The sequence below is a fragment of the Geitlerinema calcuttense NRMC-F 0142 genome (genome assembly GCF_030285425.1).
Genome location: NZ_JASVEJ010000011.1, coordinates 1 through 17804, shown reverse-complemented (window position 1 = coordinate 17804; position 17804 = coordinate 1). Strand labels below are relative to the sequence as shown.

Annotated in this window: 17 protein-coding genes; 8 read left to right on the top strand and 9 right to left on the bottom strand. The window is 49.5% G+C overall.

The genetic code is table 11. The features are described 5' to 3' along the window. Window positions 1-223: 223 nt before the first annotated feature. The 3 genes from QQ055_RS02890 to QQ055_RS02880 form a co-directional block, all read right to left on the bottom strand. Window positions 224-1873, bottom strand: coding sequence for an alpha-amylase family glycosyl hydrolase (locus tag QQ055_RS02890; RefSeq protein WP_284476256.1), 1650 nt, complete (start codon window positions 1871-1873; stop codon window positions 224-226). Between the two features lie 156 nt (window positions 1874-2029). Beyond that, window positions 2030-2656 (bottom strand): Holliday junction branch migration protein RuvA, encoded by a 627-nt coding sequence (gene ruvA, locus QQ055_RS02885; RefSeq protein ID WP_069967533.1) that lies wholly within the window; start codon window positions 2654-2656, stop codon window positions 2030-2032. Window positions 2657-2884: 228 nt separating this feature from the next. Next, window positions 2885-3634: a sucrose-phosphate phosphatase gene (locus QQ055_RS02880; RefSeq protein WP_284476255.1), complete on the bottom strand. Its 750-nt coding sequence runs from the start codon at window positions 3632-3634 to the stop codon at window positions 2885-2887. Window positions 3635-4051: 417 nt separating this feature from the next. Between QQ055_RS02880 and btpA the strand changes: the two genes are divergently transcribed. From btpA to QQ055_RS02850, 6 genes are all read left to right on the top strand, one after another. Continuing rightward, window positions 4052-4906 (top strand): photosystem I biogenesis protein BtpA, encoded by an 855-nt coding sequence (btpA, locus tag QQ055_RS02875; protein ID WP_284476254.1) that lies wholly within the window; start codon window positions 4052-4054, stop codon window positions 4904-4906. 94 nt (window positions 4907-5000) lie between these two features. Beyond that, complete coding sequence (locus QQ055_RS10790) at window positions 5001-5477, top strand: glutaredoxin family protein (protein ID WP_069967486.1); 477 nt, start codon at window positions 5001-5003, stop codon at window positions 5475-5477. An 81-nt stretch (window positions 5478-5558) separates the two neighbouring features. Next, the gene (locus QQ055_RS02865; RefSeq protein ID WP_284476253.1) at window positions 5559-6476 is read left to right on the top strand and encodes a vitamin K epoxide reductase family protein; all 918 of its coding nucleotides are present in this window, start codon (window positions 5559-5561) and stop codon (window positions 6474-6476) included. A 146-nt stretch (window positions 6477-6622) separates the two neighbouring features. Then, the gene (locus tag QQ055_RS02860; RefSeq protein WP_069967484.1) at window positions 6623-6826 is read left to right on the top strand and encodes a hypothetical protein; all 204 of its coding nucleotides are present in this window, start codon (window positions 6623-6625) and stop codon (window positions 6824-6826) included. A 162-nt stretch (window positions 6827-6988) separates the two neighbouring features. Beyond that, the gene (locus QQ055_RS02855) at window positions 6989-9229 is read left to right on the top strand and encodes a CHASE2 domain-containing protein (RefSeq protein ID WP_284476252.1); all 2241 of its coding nucleotides are present in this window, start codon (window positions 6989-6991) and stop codon (window positions 9227-9229) included. 243 nt (window positions 9230-9472) lie between these two features. Then, window positions 9473-9694, top strand: a complete 222-nt coding sequence (locus tag QQ055_RS02850) for a hypothetical protein (RefSeq protein ID WP_141724379.1) — start codon at window positions 9473-9475, stop codon at window positions 9692-9694. Between the two features lie 17 nt (window positions 9695-9711). Here QQ055_RS02850 and nadB read toward each other — a convergent pair whose 3' ends face one another. From nadB to QQ055_RS02830, 4 genes are all read right to left on the bottom strand, one after another. Beyond that, on the bottom strand, window positions 9712-11361 hold the full coding sequence (nadB, locus tag QQ055_RS02845) for an L-aspartate oxidase (RefSeq protein WP_432805993.1): 1650 nt from the start codon (window positions 11359-11361) through the stop codon (window positions 9712-9714). Between the two features lie 82 nt (window positions 11362-11443). After that, entirely contained in the window at window positions 11444-11878 is a 435-nt protein-coding gene (gene psbU, locus QQ055_RS02840; protein ID WP_069967482.1) for a photosystem II complex extrinsic protein PsbU, read from the bottom strand. 89 nt (window positions 11879-11967) lie between these two features. Then, on the bottom strand, window positions 11968-12990 hold the full coding sequence (locus QQ055_RS02835) for an adenylate/guanylate cyclase domain-containing protein (protein WP_069967481.1): 1023 nt from the start codon (window positions 12988-12990) through the stop codon (window positions 11968-11970). Window positions 12991-13253: 263 nt separating this feature from the next. Next, window positions 13254-13874: a DUF3120 domain-containing protein gene (locus QQ055_RS02830; protein WP_284476280.1), complete on the bottom strand. Its 621-nt coding sequence runs from the start codon at window positions 13872-13874 to the stop codon at window positions 13254-13256. Window positions 13875-14178: 304 nt separating this feature from the next. On the opposite strand from QQ055_RS02830, the gene QQ055_RS02825 reads away from it, so the two are divergent. Both QQ055_RS02825 and QQ055_RS02820 read left to right on the top strand, forming a co-directional pair. Continuing rightward, window positions 14179-15147 carry an undecaprenyl-diphosphate phosphatase gene (locus QQ055_RS02825; RefSeq protein WP_432805992.1) on the top strand — a complete coding sequence of 323 codons (969 nt, stop codon included), beginning with the start codon at window positions 14179-14181 and terminating at the stop codon, window positions 15145-15147. Between the two features lie 39 nt (window positions 15148-15186). Next, the gene (locus tag QQ055_RS02820; protein ID WP_286004208.1) at window positions 15187-16569 is read left to right on the top strand and encodes a TIGR03279 family radical SAM protein; all 1383 of its coding nucleotides are present in this window, start codon (window positions 15187-15189) and stop codon (window positions 16567-16569) included. Window positions 16570-16706: 137 nt separating this feature from the next. Here the strand turns inward: QQ055_RS02820 and QQ055_RS02815 are convergent, their stop codons facing one another. Continuing rightward, window positions 16707-17252: an FKBP-type peptidyl-prolyl cis-trans isomerase gene (locus tag QQ055_RS02815; protein WP_284476250.1), complete on the bottom strand. Its 546-nt coding sequence runs from the start codon at window positions 17250-17252 to the stop codon at window positions 16707-16709. Between the two features lie 27 nt (window positions 17253-17279). After that, window positions 17280-17603, bottom strand: a complete 324-nt coding sequence (locus QQ055_RS02810; protein ID WP_069967477.1) for a phasin family protein — start codon at window positions 17601-17603, stop codon at window positions 17280-17282. Window positions 17604-17804: the final 201 nt, after the last annotated feature.

Sequence of the window (17804 nt, the reverse complement as noted above, 5' to 3'; positions counted from 1 at the left end):
AATTTAGTATCATACCACAATCCTTGGGGTGGCGTTCAATAGGGGTCTGGTTTTTTTGGCGGGCTGAGAGAGGGTGCGATCGCGCTTTATTTGCCTGGGGTAAGGGAATTTAAAGAAATTGCCCAAAAATGCTGTAGCAGCCCCATAGCCAAACGCTAGGCAGCGATCCTACATCTTTTGAGGATCGCTGCCCAAACACTAAATTCAGATTAAACTTGCAAAACTAATGCCAAACAAAAACTTTCGCTTCGTATTCTGGCAAGTCCATCATCATTTGATTATCGCCTGCCTCAATATCATAATCTCCCGTCCATTCGTGCCACGTCCCATTTTCGGGAAAATGAGGAATAGTATAGCCAGCGCGGAAGCTATCGGAGAAGTTCGCCACCACTACAACGCGAGAACCTTCGTCATTCCAGCGGGTATAGGCTAACACTCGATCTTCAGCATTTTCGTAGAAGAACTCAATATTCTCTGTATAGAGAGCATGATTGTGTTTGCGAAGATCGATCAAACCTTTGTAGTAGTTCAGCAAACCTTGATTATTCTCGTGCTGAAGCAGCGTCCAATCAATTTTAGCCTGGTCAATTGTTTTATGTTTAAATTCGCCAAACTCTTCGCCCATCCAAATTAAAGGAACGCCTACTGCGGTCATCAGGATCGCTGCTCCTAATTTTGCCCGCTTAAACGCTGCTTCGTCAAAGATGTCGCGTTCTGCTAATTCTGCCATCACATGATTATGGTCGTGATTGGTTAAGTAATTCACGACATTGGTAGCGCCCAAAAATCCTTGACGCTTGCAGTCAATCACATCTTTTAAGCGTTCGAGGTCAAACGTATCGCCGCAGATATGTTCGAGTACGCAATGGTAGAAGCTATCATGCCAGCAACCATCCATTGGGCCATCAAAGTTGGTAATGCTGGTTGTTTCTGGAATATGCTCGGCAATATTATAAAAAGGTTTTGAGCCTGCCGTTTTTTTGGCTTCTTCTACAATCCAGTGCATAAAATCGTAGTTGGCAATTTGTCGCGCTGCATCGAAGCGAATGCCATCAATATGATATTCCTGAACCCAGAAACGGACGGTATCTCCAATAAACTGCCAAGCTGGTTTGATATCGAGATTTTCGTCGTAATGCTCGTAGTTAAATTCCGGCCCCCAATTATTATCAGGATCGCGGGGAGAGTGATGATACCAATAGTCGTGATCGATTTGAGTTAAGGGGCTTTCGGCTTCTGAATGGTTGTAAATCCCATCCATAATGATGCGAATACCGCGAGCATGACATTCATCGACTAAACGCTTTAAGCCTTCTGTTGTGCCATAACTCGATTCTGTAGCAAAGAAGTAGCGCGGGTTATATCCCCAACTGTAATCTCCGGGATATTCTTTAACGGGCATTAGTTCAATGGCGTTAATCCCTAGGTCGCAGAGATAATCTAACTTTTCAATAACGTGTTTGTATTTGCCTCGTTCGTAAGGATCGTCTTCTCCCCCAGAAAAATCACCCACATGCATTTCATAAATTACTAAAGCATGGTCGGGAGGCAAATCCTTGTCATCATTTTGCCAAACATAGGTATCTGTAATTCTTTGACCGTCCTTCACGCGAACAACACAGTTCTGCGTTGGGTTATCAATATCTGTGGCGTAGGGATCGTTAACATCTACCCATTCATCGGGTTCAAAGAACCAAGACTTTGTTTGAACGCGAAACTTGTATTGATACTCGCCGTCTTTGAGTTCTACTTGGGTTCTGAAATATCCTTTGTCGTCTTTTTCCATTGGGATTTCTTCCCAATCCGAAAACGAACCGACTAAAGCAGCACCTTTATTATAGGGAGCAAATAACTTAAATTCGATGGAAGCCATAGCGAGCGCTGAAAACTTAACGAGTGAATATCTGTATTGTCGTTGGCACTCCCAGAAAGGCACATCATTCTGAAGAAATAAGTTTTAGGTACCCCTAAACACCAGGAATAGCTCTATCCTGTGCAGGAAGTTTGAGGCGTGGAGAATACTCGTTTTCTAGCTTAAATGAGCGATCGCGCTTCTAATCCAATCCTCAGCATCCTGATTGCCCGATAACTCCGGTTCCTGGCTGAGAGATTGTAAGGTTTGGGTAATTTCTTGGCTGGTATACCCTAGCGCCAACAAGGTCATTTCTACATCTTCTAGGAGGGTGGGAGACAGCGACACGGTTGTGGGAATAGAAACCCCGGTTTGCATCCGCCATTGAGCCAGCTTAGTCCGCAATTCTAAGGCAATTCGTTCTGCGGTTTTACTCCCTACTCCTGGGGTTCTGACCAATTGCTTGACGTTCCCGGTGACAATGGCCTGAACGAGGTCTTGTAAGCCTAGCGTATCTAAAAGCGCGATCGCTAACTGCGAGCCAATTCCATTGACGCTAACCAGTTGGCGAAATAAATCTCGTTCGGCAGAGGAGGCAAACCCATATAAGATTGGTTGGTCTTCGCGGATCTGATAGTGGGTGTAGACTTGCACCATCTCCGCCGCTGCTTCAGAAAGTTGCTGCGCCAAACGCTTAGAAATTTGCAGTTCATAACCCATCTGGTTGACTTCTAGCAGCAAGACAACCCGATTGCCCTTATTTTGCTGAATTTCTGCAACAGTACCTTTGAGATAGCTAATCATAGAAACATAATGGCGCAAGACTCCAATCCCTGGTTGACTGACAATCGAGATCGTCGCGTAGGGTGGGTTGAGATCCGAAACTTAACACAACCCTGGCTGCTGTTGGGTTTCGCTAACGCTAATCCAACCGACGACAGCATCGTCAATCAGCTCCAATCCTACTCTATGGCACGCGAAAAGCGCTTCCCCGATCGAGAAACGCTTCAATCAAAGCCTAGATGAAGATCCCTATTGGATAAAGCCGAAGTATTGCAAACCTTCCCAAATTCCGGCAGCACAGGCTTTTTGAGCTAAATAGCGATAGTCCGTTCCATTGGCTTCATGCCATTGGCGCAATTCAGGAAGGGCATTTCCAACAATGATGCCGCGTTCTGTCCCGACGCTAAACAAGGCAATATCATTCCCAGAGTCGCCGCAGACCACAGTTTTTTCCGGGGGAATCTGCCATTTTTGCCGGAGAAACTGCATCGCTAGCCCCTTATCTCCTTTTTCCGGTAGGATATCCAAATCCTTACCACCGCTGTAGACTAGCTTAAAGTTGAGGTCTTGTTCCTTGAGCTTGTCTTCGAGCCGGGGAAGAACTTCAGGGGCAACAGTTTCGCTTAAAAAATAGCTCACCTTAAACGGTCGTTGCTCCGAGTCGGGTTGAGCTAACAAGTCTGCAAACTGGCCGGCTGTCTCTAGGACTCGCGCGCGATCCCATCCCGGCGAAAGTTGTTGCGACCATTGAGAATCGGGGGTTTCATCCTGGGGATTGAGGTAAACTTCAGTCCCAACCGCCGTGACGAGGGCATCGGGATCGAGCAAGTGTTTTTCCGATCGCAGGTGCTTGTAAGAGACCAGCGATCGCCCAGTTGAATAAACGATCTTTGTACCATACTCTTGGCGGTAACTCGACAGTCGGTCGTTGAGGAAGGCTAAAGCCGCATCATCCCCAACGAGGGTATTGTCCAAATCAGTCACAAATAGGAATTTCACGGGATTTCTCGCAAACAGCGATCCCCACAGTTGGAGATCGGATGGGCTGAAACTGCCCCAATTCTACCGGGGGGCTTGCCCAGAGTCTAGGAATCTTTAGTTAGATTCTCGTCGGATTCGATCGCCGCATCGTGTACAATTAGGCTAGTCGTATCCCTTCGAGATCGAGAAATTCTTTGAATTTGTTGAATCGAAAAAGTCCGATGCTGCTTGTTGTAAAAAGGTCAACTAAAACGTGAAACAGCACATTCCAAGGAGGTTCATTTCCCAACTGGGAGGTTCGATGAAAGCAGAGAGCTGTACGCCCAGTTTACCTGGGTCCTGGGACGGGTAAGCGAGTTTGCCTTATGGAATGCTTGGAACTGTTCAGTACCTTTTTCCTTCGTTTTTTGGTCAGCGAGTCCGAACGGTAAATCAGTGGACTTAAATCAGATATTTAAAACGCCGAATCCCATCATCGGTGTCGTTCATTTACAACCCCTCCCCACCTCGGCGCGTTGGGGAGGAAACCTGAAAAGTGCGATCGCCAGAGCCGAGCAAGAAGCCACTGCTTTAGCCTCTGGTGGCGTTCACGGGATTATTGTAGAAAACTTTTTCGATGCGCCCTTCGCAAAAGAGAGCGTCGATCCAGCAGTTGTGAGTGCGATGACCTTAATAGTCGATCGGATCATGAACCTGGTGACGCTGCCGATTGGAGTCAATGTCTTGCGAAATGACGCCCACAGCGCTTTGGCGATCGCCAGTTGTACGGGGGCCGCTTTTGTGCGCGTCAACGTCCTTACGGGTGTAATGGCGACCGATCAGGGGCTAATAGAAGGACCCGCCCGCGAACTGATGCGCTATCGCCGCGAACTCGATAGCAACGTTAAGATTTTGGCCGATGTCCTGGTGAAGCACGCCCGACCCTTGGGATCGCCGAATTTAACCACCGCCGTTCAAGAAACCATTGAGCGCGGGTTAGCCGATGGCGTGATTCTCAGCGGTTGGGCAACGGGCAGCCCGCCCAGCCTCGAAGACCTCGAACTTGCCAGCGCCGCTGCTAAAGGCACGCCAGTCTTTATTGGTAGCGGTGCCAACTGGGAAAATATTTCCACCCTGATTTCTGCCGCCGATGGTGCCATTGTATCAAGTTCCCTCAAACGGCACGGACGCATTGACCAACCCATCGACCCCATTCGGGTGAGTCGTTTTGTAGAAGCCATGCGTCGCGGAGTTACTGCCAAAAATACAGCCCCCGCCTCTAGCGTGCCAATTCCGTCTTATTCGGAGTGAAAGCGATTCGATACAATCAACAACAGATGGCAACACTTCTAACCCAGAAGCGTCAACCCATCAGGTACCCTGCACTCACGTTGAGGAATTGGCCATGCAAGAGCAACAAGCTTCATCCCGGAGCAAGGGGCGGGCAACCCGCCAATTGATTGTCCCGTTGAGTCTTGGCGCGATCGCCCTAGCTGTAACCGTAGGCGTTGCGATCGGCGCGCGATTTCCCGTCGCCCAAGCCCAATCTTCTAACCGAGTTGACGATCTCATTGCCAACCCCTCCAACCCCGCTCAAATTGCTCTGGCGGAACATCTCGCCCAAAGTGGTGCGAAAATGTATGGGGCTTACTGGTGCCCTCACTGCACCAATCAAAAGAGGCTCTTTGGTCGCGAAGCGGCTCGTCAGTTGCCTTACATTGAATGCGACGCCCAAGGAGAAAACCCTCAACCCGCCTTGTGTCAAGCAGCAAACATCCGCGCCTTTCCCACATGGATCATTAATGGCGAACTGTATTTAGGCACTCAATCGTTAGAAAAGCTAGCCACCTTATCTGGCTATAGAGGGTCGCGCAATTTTTAACAAACGAGCAACCCTAGACCTTTTAGTACAATAGGTCTGAACTGGAAGCAATTGCAAACTGAATGATTTGAGCAAGGTATTATGAGGCGTCGGCGTTCTACTCCCTGGATTCATCGTTGGTCGCGTCCCGCTCTAGCGGCGATCGCAACATTAGGTGCCCTAGAAACAGCGTTTCTCACCGTTGCAGAACTGACGGGCAATGCATCAGCAGTCTGTCCCACTACTGGCTGCGAACTGGTCCTCACCAGTCCCTACGCAATGGTTATGGGCATTCCCTTGACCTTATTTGGCTTTTTAGGTTACTTGACAATGGGGCTGTTGGCGATCGCCCCTTTGCTCGTCAATGCCGAAACTCAGAAAGAACGGCGATCACAACTCGAAAAATCAACTTGGTTTCTCCTGTTTATTGGCGCAACCGCCATGCTCGTGGGTAGCGCCTATCTGATGTACATTATGGCAGCGGTTGTTCAGGCATTTTGCCCGTACTGCGTTGCTTCCGCAATTTTCTCCCTAGCGCTGTTTGTCCTCACAATTGTGGGTCATGCCTGGGAAGATGTCGGCCAGTTGTTGTTTACCGGAATTATTGTGGGGATGGTGGTTCTATTGGGTGCATTAGGTTTATATGCCAACGTTAACCAACCGCCCGTAGCTCAACAGCAAGATGCAAGAACGCCTCCACCCGTCACCACCGTTTCAGGCGAGGCAGAAATTGCCCTAGCACGCCACCTCAGCGAAATTGGGGCGCGAGAATTCGGGGCCTATTGGTGTCCCCACTGCCACGACCAAAAAGAACTGTTTGGCAGAGAAGCCGCTCAACTGATTAATTACGTTGAATGTGCGGCTGACGGTCAAAACTCCCAAATGGAACTCTGTCGTTCTCAAGGCATTACCGGCTTCCCCACCTGGGAAATTCGCGGACAGATGTATCCCGGCGTTCAGAGCCTAGAGTCGCTCGCGCAACTATCGGGCTACCAAGGGCCGCGCAACTTCCTGCGCTAGGTACAGAGCAGAATTCCCCCTTGAGGTGGATGTGAAATCAACCCCTGGTGTGACTCGAATCACAAAAGTTAACTTTTTCATATCACAGCTTGGGGGAAGACCGCAATGCGATAACAGTTATAGACTCTGTGTGACGGGGAACTGTTATGGCTCGCTTACTTCCGGTTAAAAGTTCTACGGCTCTCCACGCGATCGCTTTCACCGTGGCTGTCGCTCTCATTGCCGGTCAACACAAATCCAAACCCATACAGTTCTCCCAGACTGGACCTCAACAGCCGACTATCGTTCAGGTGCAAATTGAGTCAGAAGTTCCGGTCGCCCTGCGCCCCTCGACCAGCGTCACCCGTTAAGTGAGGAAGTGGATTTCTCAAGCGTTGAAGGTGCCAGTTACCAGAAAAGCTAGTTATACTAAAACTTCAAAGTTGCGCTCAAGTTGCAACGCTTTCCAGGGTATCTCGCAATCTCCAAAAATCAGTTTACGATTGAATCATTCCAGTTTTGTCTAAACCAATATGAAGCTAGGCAAAAAAGCCAAGCGCTTTTGGGCTAGTTTGAAACATCAGGGGGGTGAAGAACGACGCGTTTTCTTCACCTCCTTTGGAATTACGGGCTTAACGATCTTGCTCCGCTTTATGGGGCTACTTCAGGCCAGTGAATGGACAGCCCTCGATCAGTTCTACACCCTTCGCCCCACGCCACCGCAGGACGAACGTATCGTTATTGTGGGCATTGATGAAGCCGACTTGCAAACCATCGGCACCTGGCCCATTCCTGACGCCGTAATGGCAGACCTGCTGACAGCCATTGCCAGCTATCAACCGAAGGTAATTGGCTTAGATATCTACCGCGACTTGCCCATTGAACCAGGTCATGCCGAGCTTCAGGAAGTGATGGGAAGCTTACCCAATCTGATTGGCATTGAGTGGCTAGCGGATACGTATTGGTCTGGAGTGCCTGCACCCCAAAGCCTGGTTAAAGATCGTCGCGTGGGTTTTAATAACGTTGTCACCGATCCAGATGGCACGGTTCGGCGCAATACCCTTTACATGCATATCGATGGTAAAGCTCGCACCAGCTTTGCTCTCAAGATCGCTTTTCTGTATCTTCAGCACTATGGCATTACTCCAATGCCGGCTCAGAGCAATCCCCAGTATCTGCAATTGGGCGAGGGCGTTTTTCGTCCCTTCCGCTCTAATGATGGGGGTTACGTACGCGTTGATGATAAAGGCTATCAAATCTTAGCGGATTTTCGCGGGCCGGCGGAAACCTATACCCGCGTTTCCATGATGGATGTGATTGAGGGCAAGGTTGAGGCCGATTTATTGCGCGATCGCATTGTGTTGATCGGTTCGGTGGCTACTCGCTTGCGCGACTTTTTTCGCACTCCCTATAGTAACGGGTTAATCGTCTCTAAAAAAGCTGTATCGGGGGTGGAATTACAGGCTAACTTTATCAGCCAAATTCTGGATGTTGCCCTGTACGATCGCCCCATTTTACAAACGCTCCCCAATCCCTTGGAATGGCTGTGGATATTGGTTTGGGCGTATTTGGGCGCGAGTTTTAGTTGGTCGATTAGTTCGCCCCAGCGTTTGGGGTTGCACTTATTTACCGCTCTTTTGGGGTTAACGGGCGCGTGCTATGCTGCCTTTTTGGTGGGGTGGTGGCTGCCTTTTGTGCCACCCGCGATCGCCTTGAGCGGATCGGCCATCTTCATCATCAGTTATTTGGCTCACCAAAAGGAAGAGTTAAACCGTTCCAAAGAGTTTTTACATAAGGTAATCGATTCGATTCCCGATCCGGTCTTCGTCAAGGATAAAAACCATCGCTGGGTTGTCCTCAACCAAGCTTACTGTAACTTGATTGGCTATCCCCTCGAAGCTTTGCTGGAGAAATCGGATCGCGATGTCTTTTCTCGGCGAGAGGCTGAGGCTTTTCGCCAACACGATGAGGAGACCTTTTTCACCCACGAGTCGCAAGAAAGCGAAGAGTCGCTGACTGATGCGCGGGGGGTGACGCATTTAATTGCCACAAAGCGATCGCTACACCAAGATGCTGCTGGGAATTTGTTTTTGGTTGGGGTGATGCGCGATATTACGCAACGCAAGCGCCGGGAAGAAGAGTTGAAGCTCTCGAATGAGGAGTTAAAGGTTTCCCAGAACCAAATGCGCTATTTAGCCTACCACGACAATTTGACGAGACTGGCCAATCGCAAGCTGTTTGAAGAGAATTTAACGCAGGCGATCGCCGAGGCGGAAGCAAACCATCATTGGATTGCGATTTTATTTCTAGACTTGGATGGCTTTAAGGATATTAATGATACGCTGGGTCACGATGGCGGCGATATGCTCTTAAAGGCGGTGGCGCTGCGCTTAACGGGATGCTTGCGGAGTAGCGATACCGTGGCTCGGTTTGGCGGCGATGAATTTACGGTGATTTTGCCTAAAATTCCCACAATTGCGGATGCAGCAAGGGTGGCTGACAAGATTTTATCCACCTTGATGCAAAGTTTTTCGATTAACGGTCAAACCCTATCAGTGACTACGAGCATCGGAATTAGTCTCTATCCGGTGGATGCCGAGAAGATAGAGAATTTAATTAAATGTGCTGACACGGCCATGTACCGAGCCAAAGATCTAGGGAAAAATCGCTACGAATTCTGGCACAATCTTCCTAATGCCTCGGATTGCGATCGCGCGAGGCTGCCACATCCGAATGATTCGGAATGCCATAGCCAAAATCAGTCCGAGCTGTAACGGTTGCAAGTTAGGGGCTGAAGTCATCGGCGATCGCGCTGGTTCCCGTATTTTCCGATCGCGATCGTTCGCTTTCAACAAGACTTTATAAAAGTCCCTCAATTTTGTCCCGAATCAGAGCAAAAAACCCTGAAGTATTGAGTATTGATAAGTTGCTCGAAACAGCTACCGTACATTTACGGATTTTATCGACTTCAGTGGATGTACTGATATAATAATCGAAGGAGTCATTGGCCTACAGTCATGCACATTACAGGCACTTTACTAAGGCTTACAGGAACACTGGCACTGGCGCTCAGTTTTCAAGCGATGGCTGTTGGCAATGCGTGGGCAGCCCCCCACCAATTGCAGTTTGCGGAAACTTCCGATTTCCAACTCCAACAGACGATCGGGAATGGCTTACGCAATTATGAACCCCCCGATAACGGTAGACCCGACAGCAGCGACAGTTCCGGTACGATGTAGTTCTTGCTCCAAGCTGTTTAATCGGGAATGGGAACCGATTGCCACCAGCGAGAATTTTGGATAAGCGTGTGCGTTTGCCACGCCGCAGAGGTTTGAGAAAAGTCGGATCGATAATGACCGCCGCGACTTTCTTGCCGAAATACGGCACTTTTAAGAATAAGCTGACCAATTTCCAAGAGGTTCCACGTTTCTCCCCACAGTCGTAACGTGCGATCGCACTCTGGAGAGGGAAACTGGACGAGGGTTCCCGGCTGAAGATTTTGGAAAAATTGCGTGCTTGGCAGTTGCTCAAACTCTTGTTGCAGCCCTGAGAGTTTGGCGATCGCCGCTTCTAACACCTCAGCCGAACGACAAATTCCCGCACTTTGCCACATCAACGCCTTGAGCGAAGTTGCGATCGCTTCAAGTTGCGCTGGTGCAGGCAATGCCTCTAACGGTACCTCTACCTTCTGTTGGGTTTCGTCTTCTAACAGGGGCAATAACTCTAGATGCGCTAACTGAGCGCCGAATACAACACACTCTAACAGAGAATTGCTCGCCAATCGGTTGGCACCATGCACCCCCGTACTCGCCGTTTCACCCACCGCATATAAGCCCGGAATTGAGGTGCGACTTTGCAGATCGGTGGCGATGCCCCCCATCCAGTAATGGGCAGCCGGTGCCACGGGGATCGGCTCTGAAAAAATATCAATTCCCCAATGTTGGCAAACCTGAAAGATATTGGGAAAACGCTTTTGAATCGTTTCGCGGGGAATGGGGCGTAAGTCTAACCACACATGAGGCGCTGAGGTGGCTTGTAGGTGGCTAAAAATTGCACGACTGACCACATCCCTGGGGGCAAGTTCCCCCTGGGGGTGATAGTCAAAAGCAAAACGCCGCCCTTGAGCATCGACTAAATGCGCTCCTTCGCCGCGCACGGCTTCGCTAATTAAAAAATGCGGGGCCCCAGGTTTGGTTAGGGCGGTGGGATGAAATTGGAAAAACTCTAGATCTCGCAATAAGGCACCCGCCCGATAGGCGATCGCCACGCCATCCCCGGTACTCAAGGCGGGATTTGTGGTTTGGGCAAACACCTGTCCGCCCCCTCCCGTCGCTAAAATTACTGCCCTAGAGCGTATCCAGCGAATTTGACCTTGATAAGCCACGCTCACCCCCTGACAAGCCCCCGTCTGGGGATGCCGCCATAAACTGAGGGCAAAGGCTTCCGGGATGGTGGTGATGTGGGGACATTGCAAAACCCGTTCGCCCAAAATACTGACGACGGCGCGCCCAGTGGTGTCGGCGGCGTGTAAGACGCGGCGGCGAGAGTGGGCGGCTTCTAACGTCAGGGCCAGTTGCGTTCCGTGGCGATCGAACTCGACCCCTAAGTTCACTAGAGATTCAATACATTGGGGCGCGTGGCGAACTAAAAATTCCACCGCTTCGCGATCGCATAAACCCGCTCCGGCTTGCAGCGTATCGTGAATATGTAATTCTGGGGAATCTTCCGGGGCGATCGCGGCAGCAATTCCCCCTTGCGCCCAGTCGCTAGCTGAGAGCGCTAGGGCATCTTTACTAATTAAACCGACGCGATAGTGACGAGGCAAACACAGGGCAGCATACAAGCCAGCCGCACCTGCTCCGACTACTAGGGCGTCATACAAGTCAGAGAGCTGCGGCTGAGGAATATTGGCGTTCAAGGGCTAAATTCAGCAGTAAAAAGGGTTCAGAGAAAGGACGGACTCAAAGCCCGCCCTTTAAGGTTAGCGATTAGTCGTAAATTCCGTTATTGATGCGATCGTCTCCCTCCGTGAAAACGGTTTCAACGCGGGTCACGGTAAAGTTATCCAAATTTTGTTGCAAAATTTCTTTTTGGCGATCGCTCAAGCCAGAAATTTTCAGAACAGATTCAACGCTATCGTAAGGCGCATTCTCCACAATTTTAGCGGCAAGCGTGGGGTACATCCCTTGATACCGCCGGAACGCGCGGACATTGGTGTTATTTAAATCAATTTTCTTGCCAAACTCGGTTGCTAGCTTTTCGTCCGCCTTATTGCGGAGTGGGGTGACTTCTGCGGCCAGTACCGTGGAGCTACCCAAGCGTACATCTGACAAGGTTAGGGCATTGGCACGACCGACGCTGGTCAAGTTAAGACAAGCGACTGCCATGATTACTATCGATACCCAGCAAGCAAAGCGTCTCATTAAATCGATCCCTCCCAACAATTAAAGTGTAATCTGGACACTGGATTGCGAATATATATCGATCTATTATCGGACTCATCTGTACAATTTCAGCGCTCTTGTTGTTCAGATTCGGGAGTTTCCTGGGTTAATAAAAATTTGTCAAGGTCGTCAAACGAGCAGGCATAGGTAATTGTTGGGGTTTCGTAACCTTTGAGATTGACTGAATATTCGGCGAATCCAGTGGGATCGGCGCTAAAACTGGCTAAATATTGATAAGTCGTCTTACCGAGTGCTACATCTTGACCGATTTGTTTAGTACAGGTTTCTAGCCGGAAGGCAGAGTTGACGGTATCGCCTAGGGCGGTATAGTCGGGGCGATCGCCGCTACCTGTATTCCCCACCATTGCATACCCCGTGTTCAAACCCGCGCCAATGCGAAGGGGGAAGGGGAGGGGATGGCGGGTGGTCAATTCCTCAGTCATTTTATGCAGATCGCTTAAGGCGTGGAGAATGCGGAAGAGTTCTTCTTGGTTAACGCCTTGAGTGCCGTGAAACCAGACGGCCATGATCGCATCGCCAATATATTTATCGACCCAGCTCCCGCGCTGGCGGATAATATTGCCCGCATGGCGGAACCAACTGCCAATCATTTCGGAAAGAACCGTTTCGTCGAGTTGGCGGGTTAAGACGGTGAAGTTGCGAATATCGACAACGACAACTGAAATGAGGCGGCGGACGTGTAGCGTGGCGGTGGCATTAAATTCTCCAGAATCTAACCCCATTGCGTCGCTGGGGTTGTTGGGAACTGAAGGACAATAAAAATCCAATTCGGTTTGACCGAAGGTGAGGCGATCGCCATGTTTGAGGGTGACGGGAACGCTGACTCGGCGTCCGTTGACAAACGAGCCATTTCGACTGCCTAGATCGATCAGGTAGTAGTCTCCGGTTTCTGTACATTGCAACATCGCGTGGTTGCGCGAGATCCACGGATCGGAGAGAACCAAGTTATTATCTTCACTTCGACCAATCGTCCAGCAGTTACTACCAACTAGGGGTAAATAGCGCTTTCCTGAGTCGGTTTGCAGGACGAGATGAGGATTGGATTCTAGAGTCACTGAGGGCTGAGTCATTAGAGAATGTTTCCCTATGATGCATCCTGACACATCCATTCCTGTCAGTGCTAGGGGGAGGGGGTTCAAAAGGGAATTGGGTTTCCTTTTTCAATCTCGCGAAGCCTCAAAGGGTGAGGTTTTGAGACTGACTTGGGGAAACCGCCTCTTGAACTGAGTTGGGGATGGTTTACGGGGTTCAAGACGATCGGGTTAGACGTTCAGGTTGCATGAGGGCGATGACAACACGCAATTCTGTTATAACCTTTAACCGACTCTTGACTTCATGCTGCCGATCGAGCTGCAACCCAGAAAAGACTATCCACTAAAATTGTACTCAAGACTGCTCCACCGAATGCCCACCAGTAAGACTTTTTGGAACGCAGGGGCAAAAGTCCTGCTAGCAGTAAAATGACGATCAGCGCGATCGCCCAACTGAGGCCCCAAGGGGTTTGAATTTGAGCGATCGCATTTTTAAAGATGGGACGAATCAAGTCTAGTTCTGGCTCAACTTGCATGAGTTGACGCCAGTGCGGAATTAAATTAACAAGGTAAAAATAAATATCGGTGACGGCGGTGCCGAATAAGGAGCCGAGGTAAAATAAGTTGCCAACGCTACCCGAACGACGCCAGAGGCTGATGAGAACGAAGGGAACGCCAATGGCTTCTACGGGAAGGTGGAAGAGGGGTTCCCAGCGCAACCATCCCCAATAAATGGAACCCGCCAGCCAACTCCAGCTAAATCCTAAGATTAAATCGCCCCACAATTCGGTCTGTTCTTGCGATCGCCAAACGTACCCCAGCGCCACCCACCCCAAGGTGAGCAGCAAACTCAGAATTGGGAATTGGCGCACCAGAGGCGCTTGGAAAAAAACCGGGACGCTAACTAAGAGTAGGGAAACAATGCCAACCTGCCACGGCCCAGGATAGGTTAAGGTTTGCCACCATTGGGTTTTGCGATCGCTTCCCCAGCGATTGACGGTCGATAGCTCGGAAAAGGGGGTGTGATTAAGCAAAGCGATTTTAATTTTTGTTACTTAAGTTTATCTTTTTTAAGATATCAGATTTGTCGATTCTTGCCCGTATCCCCCTGGGGGGTATTTTTATTGTAAGACCAATCGGCAAACTTCACCGAATCGTCATACATGGGGGTTTCGCAAGAGATTTAAAATTGATTACAATGCGGCCAGTATTTTCCAAAAACAGAGTATGACTCGAAATCAAGCGCTAAAGCTTACGAGTTTAGCGACCTTTACGGCGCTGTTCCTGCTGGGCTTAGAAGCCTGGAAGGCAACCGCTCAGGTACCGCCGACGGCTGAAATTTCGCCACTTAGCGAACAGATGAATATTTGGCAAGCTGCTTTTTTAGGGATGGTGCAGGGGTTAACCGAATTTATCCCGATTAGCAGTACAGCTCACTTAAAGGCTATTCCTGTATTTCTAGGATGGGGAGATCCGGGCGTCACCTTTACTGCGGTGATTCAACTGGGCAGTATTGGGGCCGTTTTGTGGTACTTTTGGCGCGACTTAGTGCAAATTACCCAAGGGGCTTGGGGGGCGATTCAACGCCGAGATTACGAGCATCAAGACTATCAGATGGCGCTAGGTATTGGTTTAGGAACTCTGCCGATTCTATTTTTCGGGGGATTGCTGAAAATCTTTGTCCCCGATTATGATAACTCTCCCCTACGGAGCATGGCAGCGATCGCCGCCGCCTCAATTCTCATGTCTCTATTATTGGGAATCGCCGAACGCCTAGGGAAACGCAAGCGCAACTTTACCGACCTTAACGTTTGGGACGGGATTAATATGGGACTAGCTCAAGCCCTCGCCCTCATGCCAGGGGTTTCCCGTTCCGGTTCCACCATCACCGCCGGTTTATTTATTGGCTTAGAACGCGCAACAGCAGCGCGATTTTCCTTCCTGTTAGGGCTTCCCGCCATTACCCTAGCTGGGATTGTTGAATTTGTTGGCGTCCTTAAAGATGGCTTTGCCACCAACAGCCTCGCCAACGTCTTCATCGGCTTAGTGTCGGCTGCGATTTTCTCTTATCTGTCCATTGTTTGGCTGATTCGCTTTTTGCAAACCCGCAGTACCTGGTTATTCATCTGGTATCGGTTAATTTTTGGCGTCGTTATCCTCAGCGCGATCGCCACAGGGTTGATCGAAAACAGCTAGGATCGGAACAGCCGATTATTTGTTATTTCCCCACCAGCCATGAGCGCTGTTTCCATGCGTCCAGCGACAATTAGCCGCGTCTTCCCTAACTCCATTGCTGATGAAATGGGATTTGAACCCGGAGATGCCATTATCTCCATCAACGGTCAGCAACCGCGAGATTTAATTGACTATCAATTTCTGTGCGCCGACGAGTTCCTAGAACTTGAAGTGCTGGACACTCGCGGGAAAACGCACCATCTCGAAATTGAGAAAGACTACGACGAAGACCTCGGACTCGAATTTGAAACCGCCCTATTTGATGGCTTAATTCAGTGTAATAACCGCTGTCCTTTTTGCTTTATCGACCAGCAGCCCCCTGGAAAGCGTCAAAGCTTATATCTTAAAGACGATGACTACCGCCTGAGTTTTCTCTACGGCAGTTATCTGACCCTCACTAACCTTACCCAGAGAGAGTGGGACAGAATTGACCAAATGCGCCTCTCTCCGCTTTACGTGTCCGTTCATGCCACAGAACCCGAAATTCGCACGCGACTGTTAAAAAACCCTCGCGCCGGACAACTTTTAGACCAATTGCGCTGGTTTCAAAAAAAACGGTTGCAAATTCATGCTCAAGTCGTCGTTTGTCCGGGAATTAACGACGGCGAACACCTGGAAAAAACCCTCTTAGATTTAGCCCAGTTCCACAAAGGCGAAATTCCCGCCGTAGCCTCTATCGCCGTGGTTCCCGTAGGTCTCACCAAATTTCGACCCACCGATGACGAACTGATTCCCGTCTCTGTGGAAAAAGCCCAAGAAGTGATTCAGCAAGTTCAACGCTTGCAAGTTCAATTTCGGCAAAAACTGCATTCTACTCTAGTGTGGTTAGCCGACGAGTGGTTTCTGATTGCTGGCGAACCCATACCGCCGGAATCCCATTATGAAGATTATCCTCAAATTGGGAATGGGGTTGGCTCTATTCGTCTATTTATTAAAGAATTCCAGCAAACGGCAAAAGCGTTATTACCCAAACGCCTCCCTCAACCGCGTAGCTTAACCTGGGTGGTGGGAAATGCGGTTGAAAAAGCCTTTGCACCCCTTGTCACCCAACTCAACCAAGTTGAAGGCTTAGAGGTGCGTTTAGCCGCCCTCCGCAGCGAGTATTGGGGGAGAGAGATTACCGTCACAGGCTTGCTAACGGGTCAGGATTTGCTTTTATCTTTACAAGGACAAGCATTAGGCGATGGCATTCTGCTACCCACCGTGATGCTTAAACAGGGAGAAGCTGTGTTTCTCGATGATATGAGCGTTGCAGACGTTGAAGCGCAGTTGCAAACCCCCATTTACCCGGTTGAAGGGGTTGAAGATTTAATAAATACCTGTTGTGCAGAGATTGGGAATGGGAAGGTTGGAGAAAGAAAAGGAGAGATTGAGGTTGCTTAATTGAAACCCTACCTCAATCTCTGTACTCGATCTATCGCTATCCTCAATCAAAGCAGAACCTTCTCTAGCGCCCCTTGGCTTGGGATTGAGGAGAAGGAGTGCAACTGATGTATAGATAGGACGGAAATTGCTAATCTCTAGCTAATTCTCAGCAGTTCTACATCAAAAACTAGCGTAGCGTTGGCAGGAATCACACCCCCTGCGCCGCGTTCTCCATAGCCTAACTCTGGGGGAATAATGAGTTGGCGGCGTTCGCCGACCTTCATTGTACCCACGCCTTCATCCCAACCTTTAATCACTTGCCCTACCCCAATTCTGAAGGAAAACGGGCGATTGCGATCGCGAGAGCTATCAAACTTTCTGCCATTACTAGCTAAGGTACCCGTGTAATGTACAACCACGGTATCGCCCCGTTTGGGGGTTGCGCCAGTTCCTTCTTTGAGAACGATATATTGCAAACCTGAAGGAGTTGTAATTGTTTCTCCTTCAGCAGGTGCAACTAGAGTTTCAGCAGCTTGGGCCACAATTTGACTCGCTACTGGGTCAATAACGACCAAATCTTCAATCCCCGCTGAGGGCATATTCGCAGCATTCGCTTCACCGCGAAAACTGGCAATCTGGGAGACCACCAGAACAACGACACAAACCAGCATCACGCTGACGCTGATTAAAATTTCTCGCACGACAACTACTCCTTAACAATGGGTGAACTACCGCCAATGCTTATTTTCTAAATCTCGAATTTGGCGTTCTAGGCGGTCGAGTCGTCCCCGCAACTCATCGAGTTCTGATTGGCGAGGTACTCCTAGATCCTGTAACACATTTCGGAGCTGACGCTGCATTTGGGAATCAAAATTGCCTTGTTCGGTCTTTAACCGTTCCATAAGGTCATCAACCATCCCTTTTGCTTGTTCGGGGTTGACGGTTCCGTTTTTCACCCACTCATCGCTGACTTCCCGCAGTTTTTCAGCCACTAATGAGGTTGTCCCCACACCAATTAGCAGGAGTTGTTTGAGTAAAGTATTGCTATCCATAAGGTTTCTATCTAATTTCTGGCTGCTGTACCAGTTCTATTTTGCGTTATCTTAGCTCTGGTCTGTCGTTACCTGACATTCGTAATGACCGTCACTTATCTTCAGTGCTGAGTTGAAAGTGCTGAGTGCTGAGTGGGGAAGAGAGTAGCGAGTTCCGAGTTCCGAGTTCTGAGTTCCGAGTGAGAAGAGGGTGGGGGGATG